14 protein-coding genes are annotated in these 13,714 nt (G+C 73.7%); 4 read left to right on the forward strand and 10 right to left on the reverse strand.

Annotated elements, in window-relative coordinates:
- The first annotated feature begins 44 nt into the window (after positions 1-44).
- Positions 45-1,253 (forward strand): nucleotide sugar dehydrogenase, encoded by a 1,209-nt coding sequence (locus ACZ56B_RS19485; protein WP_468791588.1) that lies wholly within the window; start codon positions 45-47, stop codon positions 1,251-1,253.
- A gap of 353 nt (positions 1,254-1,606) precedes the next feature.
- Here ACZ56B_RS19485 and ACZ56B_RS19490 read toward each other — a convergent pair whose 3' ends face one another.
- The 4 genes from ACZ56B_RS19490 to ACZ56B_RS19505 form a co-directional block, all read right to left on the reverse strand.
- Positions 1,607-2,731 carry a GuaB3 family IMP dehydrogenase-related protein gene (locus ACZ56B_RS19490; protein WP_468791591.1) on the reverse strand — a complete coding sequence of 375 codons (1,125 nt, stop codon included), beginning with the start codon at positions 2,729-2,731 and terminating at the stop codon, positions 1,607-1,609.
- Between the two features lie 190 nt (positions 2,732-2,921).
- The gene (gene guaB, locus ACZ56B_RS19495; protein WP_468791594.1) at positions 2,922-4,424 is read right to left on the reverse strand and encodes an IMP dehydrogenase; all 1,503 of its coding nucleotides are present in this window, start codon (positions 4,422-4,424) and stop codon (positions 2,922-2,924) included.
- A gap of 155 nt (positions 4,425-4,579) precedes the next feature.
- Positions 4,580-5,167: a sigma-70 family RNA polymerase sigma factor gene (locus ACZ56B_RS19500; protein WP_468791597.1), complete on the reverse strand. Its 588-nt coding sequence runs from the start codon at positions 5,165-5,167 to the stop codon at positions 4,580-4,582.
- A 741-nt stretch (positions 5,168-5,908) separates the two neighbouring features.
- Positions 5,909-6,520 carry a response regulator transcription factor gene (locus tag ACZ56B_RS19505; protein WP_003948568.1) on the reverse strand — a complete coding sequence of 204 codons (612 nt, stop codon included), beginning with the start codon at positions 6,518-6,520 and terminating at the stop codon, positions 5,909-5,911.
- A 380-nt stretch (positions 6,521-6,900) separates the two neighbouring features.
- Between ACZ56B_RS19505 and ACZ56B_RS19510 the strand changes: the two genes are divergently transcribed.
- Positions 6,901-7,230: a WhiB family transcriptional regulator gene (locus tag ACZ56B_RS19510; protein WP_004984385.1), complete on the forward strand. Its 330-nt coding sequence runs from the start codon at positions 6,901-6,903 to the stop codon at positions 7,228-7,230.
- A 134-nt stretch (positions 7,231-7,364) separates the two neighbouring features.
- Here the strand turns inward: ACZ56B_RS19510 and ACZ56B_RS19515 are convergent, their stop codons facing one another.
- Entirely contained in the window at positions 7,365-8,261 is an 897-nt protein-coding gene (locus ACZ56B_RS19515) for a LysR family transcriptional regulator (RefSeq protein WP_468791601.1), read from the reverse strand.
- A 79-nt stretch (positions 8,262-8,340) separates the two neighbouring features.
- On the opposite strand from ACZ56B_RS19515, the gene ACZ56B_RS19520 reads away from it, so the two are divergent.
- Both ACZ56B_RS19520 and ACZ56B_RS19525 read left to right on the forward strand, forming a co-directional pair.
- Positions 8,341-9,021, forward strand: a complete 681-nt coding sequence (locus tag ACZ56B_RS19520) for an MOSC domain-containing protein (protein ID WP_468791604.1) — start codon at positions 8,341-8,343, stop codon at positions 9,019-9,021.
- A gap of 226 nt (positions 9,022-9,247) precedes the next feature.
- Positions 9,248-10,021: an SDR family NAD(P)-dependent oxidoreductase gene (locus ACZ56B_RS19525; protein ID WP_468791607.1), complete on the forward strand. Its 774-nt coding sequence runs from the start codon at positions 9,248-9,250 to the stop codon at positions 10,019-10,021.
- A gap of 156 nt (positions 10,022-10,177) precedes the next feature.
- Here the strand turns inward: ACZ56B_RS19525 and ACZ56B_RS19530 are convergent, their stop codons facing one another.
- The 5 genes from ACZ56B_RS19530 to ACZ56B_RS19550 all read right to left on the reverse strand — a co-directional run bounded on the left by ACZ56B_RS19530 (position 10,178) and on the right by ACZ56B_RS19550 (position 13,708).
- The gene (locus ACZ56B_RS19530) at positions 10,178-10,873 is read right to left on the reverse strand and encodes a hypothetical protein (protein WP_468791610.1); all 696 of its coding nucleotides are present in this window, start codon (positions 10,871-10,873) and stop codon (positions 10,178-10,180) included.
- A 264-nt stretch (positions 10,874-11,137) separates the two neighbouring features.
- Positions 11,138-11,305 carry a hypothetical protein gene (locus ACZ56B_RS19535; RefSeq protein ID WP_468791613.1) on the reverse strand — a complete coding sequence of 56 codons (168 nt, stop codon included), beginning with the start codon at positions 11,303-11,305 and terminating at the stop codon, positions 11,138-11,140.
- A 288-nt stretch (positions 11,306-11,593) separates the two neighbouring features.
- A complete protein-coding gene (locus tag ACZ56B_RS19540) occupies positions 11,594-12,187 on the reverse strand; it encodes a hypothetical protein (protein ID WP_468791616.1) in 594 nt (197 codons plus the stop codon).
- On the reverse strand, positions 12,108-13,367 hold the full coding sequence (locus ACZ56B_RS19545) for a hypothetical protein (protein ID WP_468791619.1): 1,260 nt from the start codon (positions 13,365-13,367) through the stop codon (positions 12,108-12,110). The genes ACZ56B_RS19540 and ACZ56B_RS19545 overlap by 80 nt, the downstream gene beginning before the upstream one ends.
- Positions 13,274-13,708, reverse strand: coding sequence for a helix-turn-helix domain-containing protein (locus ACZ56B_RS19550; RefSeq protein WP_468791622.1), 435 nt, complete (start codon positions 13,706-13,708; stop codon positions 13,274-13,276). The genes ACZ56B_RS19545 and ACZ56B_RS19550 overlap by 94 nt, the downstream gene beginning before the upstream one ends.
- Between the last annotated feature and the right edge of the window lie 6 nt (positions 13,709-13,714).

Consider the following 13,714-nt stretch of genomic DNA (forward strand, 5'->3'; position numbering starts at 1 on the left):
GCGCACCTGTCCCGCTTCGGCTACTGGGAAGGACGGCCCACGCCATGCCCGCAGATCTCGCCGTCATCGGACTCGGACCGTACGGCCTGCCCCTGGCCCAGGCCGCCGTCGCCGCCGGCATCCCCACCATCGGTTACCGGACCGGCCCCGAGGCGGGCTTCCTCACCCCCGCCGAACAGCGCCGCATGCTCGCCCAGGGCTTCCGCACGACGACCAACGCCGCCGAGCTCGGCCGGGTGCGCACCGCGGTCATCTGCGCACCGGCCCCGCGCGGCACGGACGGTGGGCCGGACCTGAGCCAGGTCGAGACGGCCGCCCGCACGCTCGCCGCCCGGCTGCGCCCGCACACCACGGTGATCCTCGAGTCCCCCGTGCTCCCCGGGACGACGGAGGGCCCCCTCCTGCGCCTGCTCGAGTCGGGCTCGGGACTCCGCGCGGGCCGCGACTTCCACCTCGCCCACTCCCCCAGCCGCGTCGACCCCGGCAACCGCGACTTCACCCCCGCCAACACCCCGAAGGTCATCGGCGGCCTCACCCCCGCCTGCACCGAGTCGGCCGCCGCCTTCTACGGACGGCTCACCGACAAGGTGGTCCGCGCGCGGGGCCCGCGCGAGGCGGAGACCGTGCAGCTGCTGGAGGCCAACTTCCGGCACGTCAACATCGCCCTCGTCAACGAGATGGCCGTGCTCTGCCACGACCTGGGCGTCGACCTGTGGGACGTCATCCGCTGCGCGGAGACCAAGCCCTTCGGCTTCCTCGCCTTCCGCCCCGGCCCCGGCGTCGGCGGCCACACCGTGCCCCAGGACCTGACCGCCCACACGGGCCGCACCCTGCGCATGGCGGAACTCGCCCAGCAGGTCAACGGCCGGATGCCGCACTACGTCGTCCAGCGCGCCGCCGCGCTCCTCAACGAGCACGGCAAGTCCGCGCGGGGCGCCCGCGTGCTCCTCCTCGGCGTCACCTACAAGGCCGACCTCGCCGACCTGCAGGGCTCCCCCGCCCAGGAGATCGCGCTCCGGCTGATGGAGCTCGGCGCGTCCGTCAGCTACCACGACCCGCACGTGCCGGCCTGGAGCGTCCTCGACCGCCCGCTCCCCCGCGCCGACTCCCTCTACGAGGCCGCCGCCGACGCCGACCTGACGATCCTGCTCCAGCCGCACCGCACCTACGACCTGCAGGGCCTGTCGGTGAAGGCCCAGCTGCTGCTGGACACGCGGGGGGCGACGCCCACGGGGGTGGCGCACCGGTTGTGAGCGGGGGCGCCCGGAGCGGGGCCGTGCCCCGGGGCCGGTGGTGACCGGGCCGCGGCGCCGGTACCGTCGGGCAACCGGTGGAGCCCACCGCAGGGGCCGGCTGCGGCAGGCTCCGGGAGGACGCACGGGTGTCCGCCCCCGGTCTTCGTGGGGGCGGCCGCTCACCGTCCGAAGGTCCGCGGGGTCCACCTCCTCCGGCACTTCACCGCTCCTCCGGCACTTCACCGCCCGAAGACGGATCCGGTCCCAGCGGACGGGCTCGCGGTGGCGTCCCACGGGCGCCCCCGCCCCCGCACGCGCAGGGGCCGGTCACCCCGTCCGGGTGACCGGCCCCTTCCCGCGGCGCGGGAGGATCACCGCCGGTGCTGCGAGTCCGCCACCGTCACCTCGACGCGCTGGAACTCCTTCAGCTCGCTGTAGCCGGTGGTGGCCATCGCGCGGCGCAGGGCGCCGAAGAGGTTCATCGAGCCGTCGGGCGTGTGGGACGGGCCGGTGAGGATCTCCTCCAGGGTGCCGACCGTGCCGAGGTCGACCTTCTTGCCGCGCGGCAGTTCCTCGTTGACCGCCTCCATGCCCCAGTGGTTGCCCCTGCCCGGGCCGTCGGTCGCGCGGGCGAGCGGGGAGCCCATCATCACCGCGTCGGCTCCGCAGGCGATCGCCTTGGGCAGGTCGCCGGACCAGCCGACGCCGCCGTCCGCGATCACGTGCACGTACCGGCCGCCGGACTCGTCCATGTAGTCGCGGCGGGCGGCGGCCACGTCGGCGACCGCGGTGGCCATCGGGACCTGGATGCCGAGCACGTTGCGCGTGGTGTGCGCGGCGCCGCCGCCGAAGCCGACCAGCACGCCGGCCGCGCCGGTGCGCATCAGGTGCAGGGCCGCCGTGTAGGTGGCGCAGCCGCCGACGATCACGGGCACGTCGAGTTCGTAGATGAACTGCTTCAGGTTCAGCGGCTCGTGCGAGGAGGAGACGTGCTCCGCCGAGACCGTCGTACCGCGGATGACGAAGATGTCCACGCCCGCGTCGACGACGGCCTTGGAGAACTGGGCGGTGCGCTGCGGGGAGAGCGCGGCGGCGGTGACCACGCCCGCGTCGCGCACCTCCTTGATGCGCTGCCCGATCAGCTCCTCCTTGACGGGAGCGGTGTAGATCTCCTGGAGGCGGCGGGTGGCCGCCTCGGCGGGCAGTCCGACGATCTCGTCCAGCAGCGGCTGCGGGTCCTCGTAGCGCGTCCACAGGCCCTCGAGGTTCAGCACGCCGAGGCCGCCGAGCTCACCGATGCGGATCGCCGTGGCCGGCGAGACCACCGAGTCCATGGGAGCGGCCAGGAACGGCAGCTCGAACCGGTAGGCGTCGATCTGCCAGGCGATCGAGACCTCCTTCGGGTCCCGCGTACGGCGGCTGGGGACGACCGCGATGTCGTCGAAGGCGTACGCCCGGCGGCCGCGCTTGCCGCGCCCGATCTCGATCTCAGTCACGTCTGTGGCCTTTCCCTGATGCGTTGCAGCGCCTTCCAGTATCCCCGACGGCCGCGGCGGACACCGCCCCGGACGACGGCGAGGGCGGTCCCGGAGTCACCGGGACCGCCCTTCGCGGGAGCACGGCACGCGCGGGCGTGTCCCCGCGCGCGCGTCGCCGCCGCTCCTGCGCGCTACCGCTCGCCGCGGTTCACTGCTTGCTGTAGTTCGGCGCCTCGACCGTCATCTGGATGTCGTGGGGGTGGCTCTCCTTCAGGCCCGCCGAGGTGATCCGCACGAAGCGGCCCTTGGACTCCATCTCCTCGATGGTGGCGGCGCCCACGTAGCCCATGGTCTGCCGCAGGCCGCCGACGAGCTGGTGCAGCACGTTGGAGAGCGGGCCGCGGTAGGGCACCTGGCCCTCGACGCCCTCGGGGACGAGCTTGTCGTCGGAGGCCACGTCCGCCTGGAAGTAGCGGTCCTTCGAGTACGACCTGCCCTGGCCGCGCGACTGCATGGCGCCCAGGGAGCCCATGCCGCGGTACGACTTGAACTGCTTGCCGTTGATGAACATCAGCTCGCCCGGCGACTCCTCGCAGCCCGCCAGCAGGCTGCCCAGCATCACCGTGTCGGCGCCGGCGGCGAGGGCCTTGCCGATGTCGCCGGAGTACTGCAGACCGCCGTCGCCGATCACCGGGATGCCGGCCGGACGGGCCGCGAGGGAGGCCTCGTAGATGGCCGTGACCTGCGGGACGCCGATGCCGGCGACCACGCGCGTGGTGCAGATGGAGCCCGGGCCGACGCCCACCTTGATGCCGTCCACACCGGCGTCGATCAGCGCCTGCGCCCCGTCGCGGGTGGCGACGTTGCCGCCGATCACGTCGACGCCCACGCTCGACTTGATCTTGGACATCCAGTTGAGGGCGTTGCGGTTGTGGCCGTGCGAGGTGTCGACGACCAGGAAGTCCACCCCGGCCTCGGCGAGCGCCTGGGCCCGCTCCAGGGCCTCCGGGCTGGCGCCCACCGCGGCACCGACGAGCAGACGGCCCTCGGCGTCCTTGGCGGCGTTCGGGTACTGCTCCGCCTTCACGAAGTCCTTGACGGTGATCAGGCCCTTGAGCACGCCCTCGTCGTCGACCAGCGGAAGCTTCTCGATCTTGTGGCGGCGCAGCAGCCCCATGGCGTCGGGGCCGGAGATGCCGACCGTGCCGGTCACCAGCGGCATGGGGGTCATGACCTCGCGCACCTGGCGGGAGCGGTCGGTCTCGAAGGCCATGTCGCGGTTGGTGACGATGCCGAGCAGCTTGCCGTTGCCGTCGGTCACCGGGACGCCGCTGATGCGGAACTTGGCGCACAGGGCGTCGGCCTCGGCGAGCGTCGCGTCCGGGTGCACCGTGATCGGGTCCGTGACCATCCCGGACTCGGACCGCTTCACCAGGTCGACCTGGTTGACCTGGTCCTCGATCGAGAGGTTGCGGTGCAGCACGCCGACGCCGCCCTGGCGGGCCATCGCGATCGCCATGCGCGACTCGGTGACCTTGTCCATGGCGGCGGACAGCAGCGGGATGTTGACCCGCACGTTGCGGGAGATGCGGGACGAGGTGTCGACCGCGTTGGGGAGCACTTCCGACGCGCCCGGCAGCAGCAGCACGTCGTCGTAGGTCAGCCCGAGTGTCGCGAATTTACCGGGCACTCCGTCGACGTTGGCAGTCATGACACCTTCCCCAAATGGCCTTGATCGGTGCGGATGTCCATGCTAACGGGAAGCGGAGGCGTCTCATTCCACGATCATGCACGGCTCCGGGCTTCGTATGTTCGTACGGGCGTACCTCCCGCCCGTTCAACAGCTGGGGGGCGGGGCGCCGGCGGTCACTGTTCCGCCAGCGCGCGCAGCCGGTTCAGCGCACGGTGCTGGGCCACCCGGACCGCGCCGGGTGACATACCCAACATCTGTCCGGTCTCCTCCGCGGTGAGGCCCACGGCGATGCGCAGCAGCAGCAGCTCCCGCTGGTTCTCGGGCAGGTTGGCCAGCAGCTTCTTGGCCCACTCGGCATCGCTGCTGAGCAGGGCGCGCTCCTCCGGGCCGAGGGAGTCGTCGGGGCGCTCGGGCATCTCGTCGGAGGGCACCGCCGTGGAGCCGGGGTGCCGCATCGCCGCGCGCTGCAGGTCGGCGACCTTGTGCGCGGCGATGGCGAAGACGAACGCCTCGAAGGGCCGCCCGGTGTCCTTGTACCGGGGCAGTGCGAGGAGCACCGCGACGCAGACCTCCTGGGCCAGGTCCTCGACGAAGTGCCGGGCGTCACCCGGGAGCCGGGACAGGCGGGTGCGGCAGTAGCGCAGCGCCAGGGGGTGGACGTGGGCCAGCAGGTCGTGCGTGGCCTGCTCGTCCCCGTCGACGGCGCGGTGGACGAGCGCCCCGATCGCCCCCCGGGCAGTGCCCGCCTCGTCGTCGCGCATCGGTCCATGGTGCCCTGCGGATCCCGGGTCCGCGGCACCGCGTCCCGTGTTGTGCACCGAAGCGTTATGAGCAGGTGCGCCGGAACTCATCCCCTGCGCCCTCCCCTCCCGCTCGACCGACTCGTCCCCGAGGAACTCCACACCTCAAGGATGCGTCATCCGCGGCGAAACAAGCAGGGGGCACCCTCCGGCCACCGCCGGTGCCCGGGTGGGCCGGGTCGCCGGCGCTCCTTCCGCGGGGCGCGCGGCCGGCCCCGGGAGCCGTCGTCCGGACCGGTCCGGGTCCGCGCGGCCGGGGGTCCGCCCCGCCGTGCCGCGGCTCGCGTCCGGGCGGGCGGCCCGCGCCGGCGGGGCCGCCCGCGGCCGGGTCCGCTCCGCGCGTGCGCGCCCCGGGCGGAGGCGTCGCCCCGCAGGTGTCCGGCCCGGGCGGCGGCGTCCGCGTGCCCCCGCCCGCCGGCCGCCGTCCGGCGCCGTGCGCCGGGGCCGGTCCGGTCCGGGGGACGGGCCCGGGGCCCGCCCGGTGGATCCCGTCGCGGACACGGGGGGCGGCACGCCCCTCCGCCGCGTCGTCGCCGGTCGCCGACCGCCCCGAGCCCTCGGCGGACCCGAGCGGCTCCGGCGAGGGGGGAACCCCGCCGCGCCGGCTCCCTCCTCCGCCTCGCGGCCGGACGCACCGGTCCCCGTTCACCCGCGCTGACAAGGCACCGTGGCCTTCCTGCGACCTGATCCGCCGGCCGGGCCCTAGCGCACGAGGCCCCATCGGAAACCGAGCGCCACCGCGTGGGCCCGGTCCGAGGCGCCGAGCTTCTTGAACAGCCGCCGCGCGTGCGTCTTGACGGTGTCCTCGGAGAGGAACAGCTCCCGGCCGATCTCGGCGTTGGAGCGGCCGTGGCTCATGCCTTCGAGGACCTGGATCTCCCGCGCGGTGAGCGTGGGCGCGGCGCCCATCTCGGCGGAGCGCAGCCGGCGCGGGGCGAGCCGCCAGGTCGGGTCGGCGAGGGCCTGCGTGACCGTGGCGCGCAGTTCCGCGCGGGACGCGTCCTTGTGCAGGTAGCCGCGGGCACCGGCGGCCACCGCGAGCGCCACGCCGTCGAGGTCCTCGGCGACGGTGAGCATGATGATGCGCGCTCCGGGGTCGGCGGACAGCAGCCGCCGGACGGTCTCGACGCCGCCCAGGCCGGGCATGCGTACATCCATCAGAATCAGATCCGAGCGATCGGCTCCCCAGCGGCGGAGGACTTCCTCGCCGTTGGCGGCCGTCGTCACGCGCTCGACGCCGGGCACGGTCGCGACCGCGCGGCGGAGCGCCTCTCGGGCGAGCGGGGAGTCGTCGCAGACGAGGACGGAAGTCATGGCCGCCCTCCGCAGCTGATGCGCGTCACCTTGAGCCTCCAGGCTGGTACGAAATCGTCACCTGTGCGGTCGACCGTCTCGGACGCCTGCCCGAGCGCTTGTTCCTTCAACCGCCTCGCACTCTCAACGACGGTCACTCGAAAGAGTTACGGGGCCGTCTGCCATCTTCGGCACTCTACGTGAGGAGTCGGACACGAAGCGGGCACGCGCGGCGGACCCGCGAACTTTCGCCGCAACCCGTGCCCCATTCAGCCCCTTTTCTTCCCCTTCGTTGGTGTCTGCGGCTAGATTCGCAATGAGTCATATTTTCATCTCCTTGGATCGTAGTTGTACGGTCGTGGACACCGGATCCGCCCAGAACGGCTACAAGGGGTCACGCAATGGCAGATTTCTCCCGCCTTCCCGGACCGAACGCGGACCTGTGGGACTGGCAGCTCCTTGCTGCGTGCCGCGGGGTGGACAGCTCGCTCTTCTTCCACCCGGAGGGCGAGCGGGGCGCGGCTCGCAGCGCCCGTGAGAACTCGGCCAAAGAGGTCTGCATGAGGTGCCCGGTGCGCGCCGAGTGCGCCGCCCACGCGCTGGCGGTACGCGAGCCGTACGGCGTGTGGGGCGGACTGACCGAGGACGAGCGCGAGGAACTGATGGGACGGGCGCGCAACAGGCTGGTGTCGGCGTCGGCGGCCGGCGGGCACGCCGCTTCGAGCACCTGAAGGAACGTTTCTGTAGAACCCGGGGCACGTGCACGTGCCCTTGCAGGACCCGGGGCACGTGCGCGTGCCCCCGCCCTTTCCCGCCCCGGTCACCGGCCGTCACGCGGGGGCGGATCCGCCGTTCCCGGTCCGGGCTACCGGCCCGCCGCCCGCGCCAGCTGGTCCAGCGTCGCGGAGACCGCCGGCACCTGCGCGAGGTCGGGAAGGGTGAGAGCGACGATCTCCCGCCGCACGGCGGGCTCCAGGGCGACGGTGCGCACCCCCCTGGGACGTACGGACTCGACGGCGAGCTGCGGCAGGACGGCGACCCCGAGCCCGGCCCCGACCAGACCGGCGACCGCCGGGTAGTCGTCGGTCGCGAAGTCGATGCGGGGGGTGAAGCCGGCCGTCTCGCACACCTCGACCAACTGGCCCCGGCAGCGCGGACAGCCGGCGATCCACGGCTCGTCGGCGAGTTCGCCGATGGCGACGGACTCCGCGTGCGCGAGCCGGTGCCGCTCGGGCACGAGCCCCACGAGCCGGTCCGTCAGCAGCGGCCGTACGACGAGGTCGTCCCACTCCCCGGCGCCCGCCGCCCCCGCGTAGCGGAAGGCGAGCGCCACGTCGCAGTCCCCCTCGCGCAGCATCTCGACGGAGCGGGGCGGCTCGGCCTCCTCCAGGGAGACCCGGGTGCCGGGGTGGGCGCCGCGCAGGGCGGCGAGGGCCGTCGGGACGAGCGTGGAGCTGCCGCTGGGGAAGGAGACCAGCCGGACCCGGCCCGCGCGCAGCCCGGCGATCGCGGCGACCTCCTCCTCGGCGGCGGTGAGCCCGGCGAGGATCCCGGCCGCGTGCCGCACCAGCGCCTCACCGGCCTGCGTCAGCCGCATCTCACGGCCGCTGCGGACGAGCAGGGGGGTGCCGGCGGAGGCCTCCAGGGCCTTCATCTGCTGGCTGACGGCGGGCTGGGTGCAGCCCAGTTCGCGCGCCGCGGCGGAGAAGGAACCGGTGGTGGCCACGGCGCGCAGCACGCGCAGGTGACGGGCTTCGATCACCCTTCGAGGATAAGCCTCCCTTTGACGCGGCGGCGAATACCGCGTCGACGCTTTGATCCTCATCGCCTACCGTGCGCGCATGAAGCTTCTGTCCGTGAATCTGGGTCGCCCCCGGGCCGTGCCGTACACCGGCCACCCCGAGGGCCTGACCGGCATCGACAAGCGGCCCGTGGACGGGCCGGTGCGGGTGGCGGCGCCGGGACCGAAGGGGGTCGGGGCGAGCGGGCTGGCCGGGGACGCCGTGTGCGAGACGCGGCACCACGGCGGGGACGACCAGGCCGTGTACGCCATGGCCCGCGAGGACCTCGACGCGTGGGAGCGCACGCTGGGGCGTCCGCTGCGGAACGGCCTGTTCGGCGAGAACCTCACCACCGAGGGCGTCGACGTGTCCGGCGCCCTGATCGGCGAGCGCTGGGCCGTCGGGGCCGAGGCGGTGCTGGAGGTCACCTCCGGGCGCATTCCCTGCCGCACCTTCCAGGGCCATCTGGGTGAGAGGGGCTGGGTGAAGCGGTTCACGGAGCGGGGCGCCCCGGGCGCGTACCTGCGGGTGATCCGGCCCGGTGAGATACGGGCGGGCGACGCGGTGCGGATCGTGCACCGGCCGGACCACGAGGTGACGGTCGCGCTGCAGTTCCGGGCGGTCACGACCGACCGCGCGCTGCTGCCCCGGCTGCTGGCGGCGGGCGGGGCGCTGCACCCGGAGGCGCGGGCGGCGGCACGGGCGTACGTGGAGAAGCACGGGGCCCGCGCGCAGAGTTGACGGGGAGTCCGGTGCGCCGGGCGCCGCACGAGGTGCGGTGCCACGTGGTGGAGGTGAACGGCGCGGCCCCGCCGCCGGCCCTGCGGGGCCGGCGGACACGGTGTTCCCGCCGCACGCACGACGAGGGGGCCGGCGCGCGTTTCACGGGACCGGCCGGTTCCCCGCACCCCCCGCACGGCGGAGCCACAGAGCGGACGGTTCCCCTCCGGGTAACTACTCTTGCGGCATGACAACGGCTCTGATTACGGGATCGACGGCGGGGATCGGTGCCGCGTTCGCGCGGCGGCTGGCGGCCGACGGACACGATCTGGTGCTGGTGGCCCGCGACACCGGCCGACTGCGGGAACAGGCGACCGAACTGCACGACCGCCACGGCATCGAGGCGGAGGTGCTGACGGCCGACCTGGCCCAGGACCGGGGCATCGAGGCGGTGGCCGCCCGGCTCGGCGACCGCAAGAACCCCGTCGACCTGCTGATCAACAACGCCGGCTTCGGCAACAAGGGCCGGTACCTCGACGTCCCCATGGCCGACGAGCTGAGGATGCTCAAGGTGCACTGCGAGGCGGTGCTCCGGCTGACCTCGGCGGCGGCGGAGGCGATGCGGGAGCGCGGGCGCGGGGGTGTCGTGAACGTCGCCTCGACCGCGGCGTTCCTGCCGCGCGGGACCTACGGGGCGTCCAAGGCGTGGGTCGTGCAGTTCACCCAGGGCGCGGCGCAGGACCTGGCGGGCAACGGCGTACGCCTGATGGCGCTGTGCCCGGGGTTCGTGCGCACCGAGTTCCACGAGCGGGCCGGGATGAGGACGGACAGCATCCCGAACTGGATGTGGCTGGACGCGGACAGGGTCGCCGAGGCGGCCCTCGCGGACCTGGCCCGGGGCAAGTCGCTGTCGATCCCGGACCCCCGGTACAAGGCGCTGATGGGAGCGGCGAAGCTGCTCCCGCGGGGCGCGCTGGGCGGGCTCTCCTCGCGGACGGGGCGGAAGTACGGCCCTCAGTGAGGGGAAGCACGGCCCCCGGCGAGGGCCGGGGCGGACGCCGCCGGGTCCGGGCCGTCCGCCCCGCCCTCCTCAGCGCGCCCGCATCGATCCTTCCGGGCACATCCCCATCCCCCGTGACACCGGGGGAGGAGTCCGCCGAGCGCCCCCTCCCCCGGCCTACTTGACGAACCTGCCGTCGCCGAGCACGACGTGCGGCCTGCTGTTCACCGCGTCCGACGCCCACTCCAGGACGGAGACGCTGATCGTGACGGCACCCGCTCCGGTCACGTCCTCGGAGACGTCGTGCACCTCTCCGGCCCGCAGGGTGAGGCTGGTGAGGGTCGTCCCGTCACGGCGCTCGACGCCGACGTGGGCGACGTAGTCCGGCAGCGTCTCCTCGTCGAGTCCGACGGTCGCCCGGAAACCCGTCAGGCCGGCGGGGACGTTGAACGTGAGGCGTTTGACCGCCTTGTTGAAGACCACCGGCGTGAACACGATGCTCCTGGTGAGGGCGATGCCCCCGAGCCGGGAGGGTCTCTCCCTCACGTTGTTCCCGTATCCCCCGACGGGGCCGATGTCGGTGAGGTGCCGCACGCGGACGTCGGGCGTCACCCCGTCGGCGTCACCGGGCCCGGGGCCGAGCGCGGAGTTCTCGTCGCCGTCGCCGCCGACGGCGCCGTCCTCGTCCGGGGTGCCGTCGCCGGACAGCGACCCGGCCGGGGGCGCAGCGTCCGGGGGAGCCGGTGTCCCGGCCCTCTCCGTCGCCTCGTCGCACACGGCACCGTCCACACAGACCTTTCCGTCCCGGCCGGCCCGTGCGTCGATGTTGTTGGTGTCGCCGCAGGCGGCGGCCACGCACACGAGCAGGCACACGAGAACGGACCGGATCGCCGCTCCTCTCCGGCTCCGCCTTCTCGACACGTCCCTCACGTCCGCTCCCCCGGCGGAACGGACCGTCGCGTGCGCGAGCGTCTCCGCGTCCGGGAATTCCCCCGTCCCCTCATTCCCCTCATCCCCCTCTTCCTCTTTTTCGATCGAATTCGCCGTCGGAATTCCCGCCCCGTCCCTTTCCGGGGAATGCGACGGGGACGGCGGACCACCGCGCCGGACCCCGCCCGCGCGGTGGTCCGTCACCGCTCAGCACTTCGCGTCGATGCAGACGGTGCCGTCCCGGCCGGTCTTCTGGTCCACGCTGTTCGTGTCCGACTTCAGCAGGCCGGTGATGACCGCGGCGACGATCACCGCCACCGCCCCGGCGATACCGACGATGATCTTGATCTTGTGATCGGTGGTCCATCCCGCCATGTGCCCCGCCTTTCCGCGCCGAAGGGAGGTCGATGGTGACACACGGGCAGGGGTGATCATCGGGGAACGAGGCGGGCGCACGACGCTGTGGCCCGCCCGTTACAGAAGCGCCGTTCAAGGGGCGCTTGCGTGACGCCCTCGCCCACGGCTCCTCGCATTGAATTCGCACCTTTCTTCATATGGCGCACACCCATGCGAATTTCCGTGGTCCGCCCCGCTCGCCACGGCTGAGGGGGAGAACGGTGCGGGCGGCCCCGGGCGCGGGCCCGGTGGTCGTCGGCGGGGTGCTCAGCCCTCCGGCGCCGCCGGGGACGGGGGTGCGGGAAGGGGACTGATGCCGGATTCGAAGTGGGCGCGGAGGTAGACGCGGGTGCGCTGCGGCGTGCACTCGTGTGCGTACAGGCTGACGCAGAGCTCGACGGACGAGCCGTGCCCACCGGAGACGTCGGGCGCCCCGGTGGCCTCGGCGGAGCCGGGGCAGACGTCGCCGTAGCGCACGCCGTCCCCGAACGTCTCGGGCTCCGGGAGCCCGGGGTGCGCGAAGTCGTGGGGAGGGACGCCGGTCGATGCGGAGGCCGGTGCGAGCCACCTGCCCTCCGGCGGATGCTCCTCCAGGCAGGCCTCCGCCTCCGCCCTGGTCGGGGTGAAGGTGAGGAGGCCCGTGTCGAGGCGGGAGGTGACCTCGTACGCGGCCTGCGGGGGCCGGGCCGTGGCCGGGATCTCGAGACCCATCCGCCCGCTCATCCACTCCGGCGTGATCCCCTCGGCCCACCGCGCGCCCGCCGCCTGTTCCGTCACGCGGTCACCGGCGCCGTCCAGCCCCTCGAGGAGCCATCCCGTCGCGGCCACGGCGCCCGGGAGGGCCAGCACGCCGGCGGTCACGCCGGCGACGAGCCACCGGCGGCGGCCACCACCGCCGCCCCCGGCACCGCTCGTGCCCTGCTCGGGTGCCCGGCAGGGGTTCACGTCGTTCACCGGCCGTCCGCCCTCCCCGGCGTCCTGCCGGTCGTACGGTCCTGCTGCTGTCCGCCACGTCGAACTCCTGGGCGAGGCCCACCCGGTGCGGCTTGGCCGTCTGCCCGTCGGGGACCTCCGGCGGGCCGATGCCGACGCCCTTGCCCTCGTCCCAGTCGTAGCGGTCCCAGACGTTCGCCTGGTAGTCGACGCCGATCCCGGGATTGCCGTGCGCGTCCGGAACGGCCGTCACCGCACCGGTGACGCCGGTGTCGGCGCCCCCCACCGCGTAGAACCAGTTGGGGTCCTCCTCCCGGGAGAAGGAGAAGCCCTTGGACCGCTTCGCCTCGACCGGGAAGGCGACCGGCTTCCCGCCGTTCTTCCCGAACTCCCCGAGGGCCTGCTCGCGCCGGTCGTCCTGGTTCAGCCGGACCATGTCGTCGGCGTACGCCTCGAAGGAGGGGACGTCCGCCGGCATCTTGTCCACGGGCGGGTTCACGGGACTGCCGCTGTTCCCCAGGTAGTGCGCCATGTGGCGGGACGCGTCCGTCACGCCCTTCCAGTCGGCGCCCTCCGCCGGCAGTTCCCTCTTCTGCTCGGTGGCCCACTCGTCGGATCCCGGTGACTCGGACCCGTGCCTCCCCGAGCCGGCGCCCGCCGCGATCTGCGGCATGGTGGGGCCCGGGATGCCCGCTGTCATCAGGTCGTCCTTCCGCGCCTGCCAGAGCCGTGCCCGTGCCCCGGGGCTCGGTGACTCCCACAGGCGCCGCAGTTCGGCCCGCTGCTGCGGGTCCGCGTCCCCGCCGAGCCCGGCCAGTTCCCCCGCTCGCGGCGGTTGTTCCTCGTCGAGTGACGTGCACTCGGCGTGCCCGGCGTTGCGCGGGTCGTTGCCGTGGCTCTTGCGCAGCGCGCGCACGGCCGCCGCGTCCGCCTCGGCGGCGTGCCGGACGATCCCGGTGAGGGTGTCCGCGTACCCCTGCATGCGGTCCTTGGCGCGCTGGTCGAAGAGCCCTTTCACCCCGTGGTCCGAGTAGGCATGCAGCTCGACCGCCCGGGCCTCCGGCTCCGCGTACCGCCGGAAGAAGCCCGGATACCGCGCCCTCGCCACCTCCCCCCCTCACGGCCACCAGCACCCCCGTGCCCCCACCTCCCGGCCCACCGCGTCGACCAGTTCCGGCCGGGGGTCCGCCACCCCTGTTCCACCGACGCGATCTGCGCCTCGCCGTAGCCGACCCGTTCGCCCGACTGCGCCTGGGTCAGCCCCGCGGCCTCCCGCAGCGGCTTCACCCGGCGGACGAAGCAGGGCGGGGACTCCCCGCTGGAATCGGCGCCCGCGCCGTCCACGCCCGCACCCGAGTCCGCTCCCGGCTCCACCGCACCCGTACCCCTCCGCACATCCGTCCACCGGTCACCCGTGCTCGCACCGTAGGACGCCTTTGTGCCAACCACGCCGGA

The organism is Streptomyces sp. NPDC034670 (assembly GCF_055574875.1).

Coding starts and splice junctions, on each gene's coding strand:
- ACZ56B_RS19485 (WP_468791588.1), top strand. CDS start 45: ATGCCCGCAGATCTCGCCGTCATCGGACTCGGACCGTACGGCCTGCCC.
- guaB (WP_468791594.1), bottom strand. CDS start 4,424: ATGACTGCCAACGTCGACGGAGTGCCCGGTAAATTCGCGACACTCGGG.
- ACZ56B_RS19500 (WP_468791597.1), bottom strand. CDS start 5,167: ATGCGCGACGACGAGGCGGGCACTGCCCGGGGGGCGATCGGGGCGCTC.
- ACZ56B_RS19505 (WP_003948568.1), bottom strand. CDS start 6,520: ATGACTTCCGTCCTCGTCTGCGACGACTCCCCGCTCGCCCGAGAGGCG.
- ACZ56B_RS19510 (WP_004984385.1), top strand. CDS start 6,901: ATGGCAGATTTCTCCCGCCTTCCCGGACCGAACGCGGACCTGTGGGAC.
- ACZ56B_RS19520 (WP_468791604.1), top strand. CDS start 8,341: ATGAAGCTTCTGTCCGTGAATCTGGGTCGCCCCCGGGCCGTGCCGTAC.
- ACZ56B_RS19525 (WP_468791607.1), top strand. CDS start 9,248: ATGACAACGGCTCTGATTACGGGATCGACGGCGGGGATCGGTGCCGCG.
- ACZ56B_RS19535 (WP_468791613.1), bottom strand. CDS start 11,305: ATGGCGGGATGGACCACCGATCACAAGATCAAGATCATCGTCGGTATC.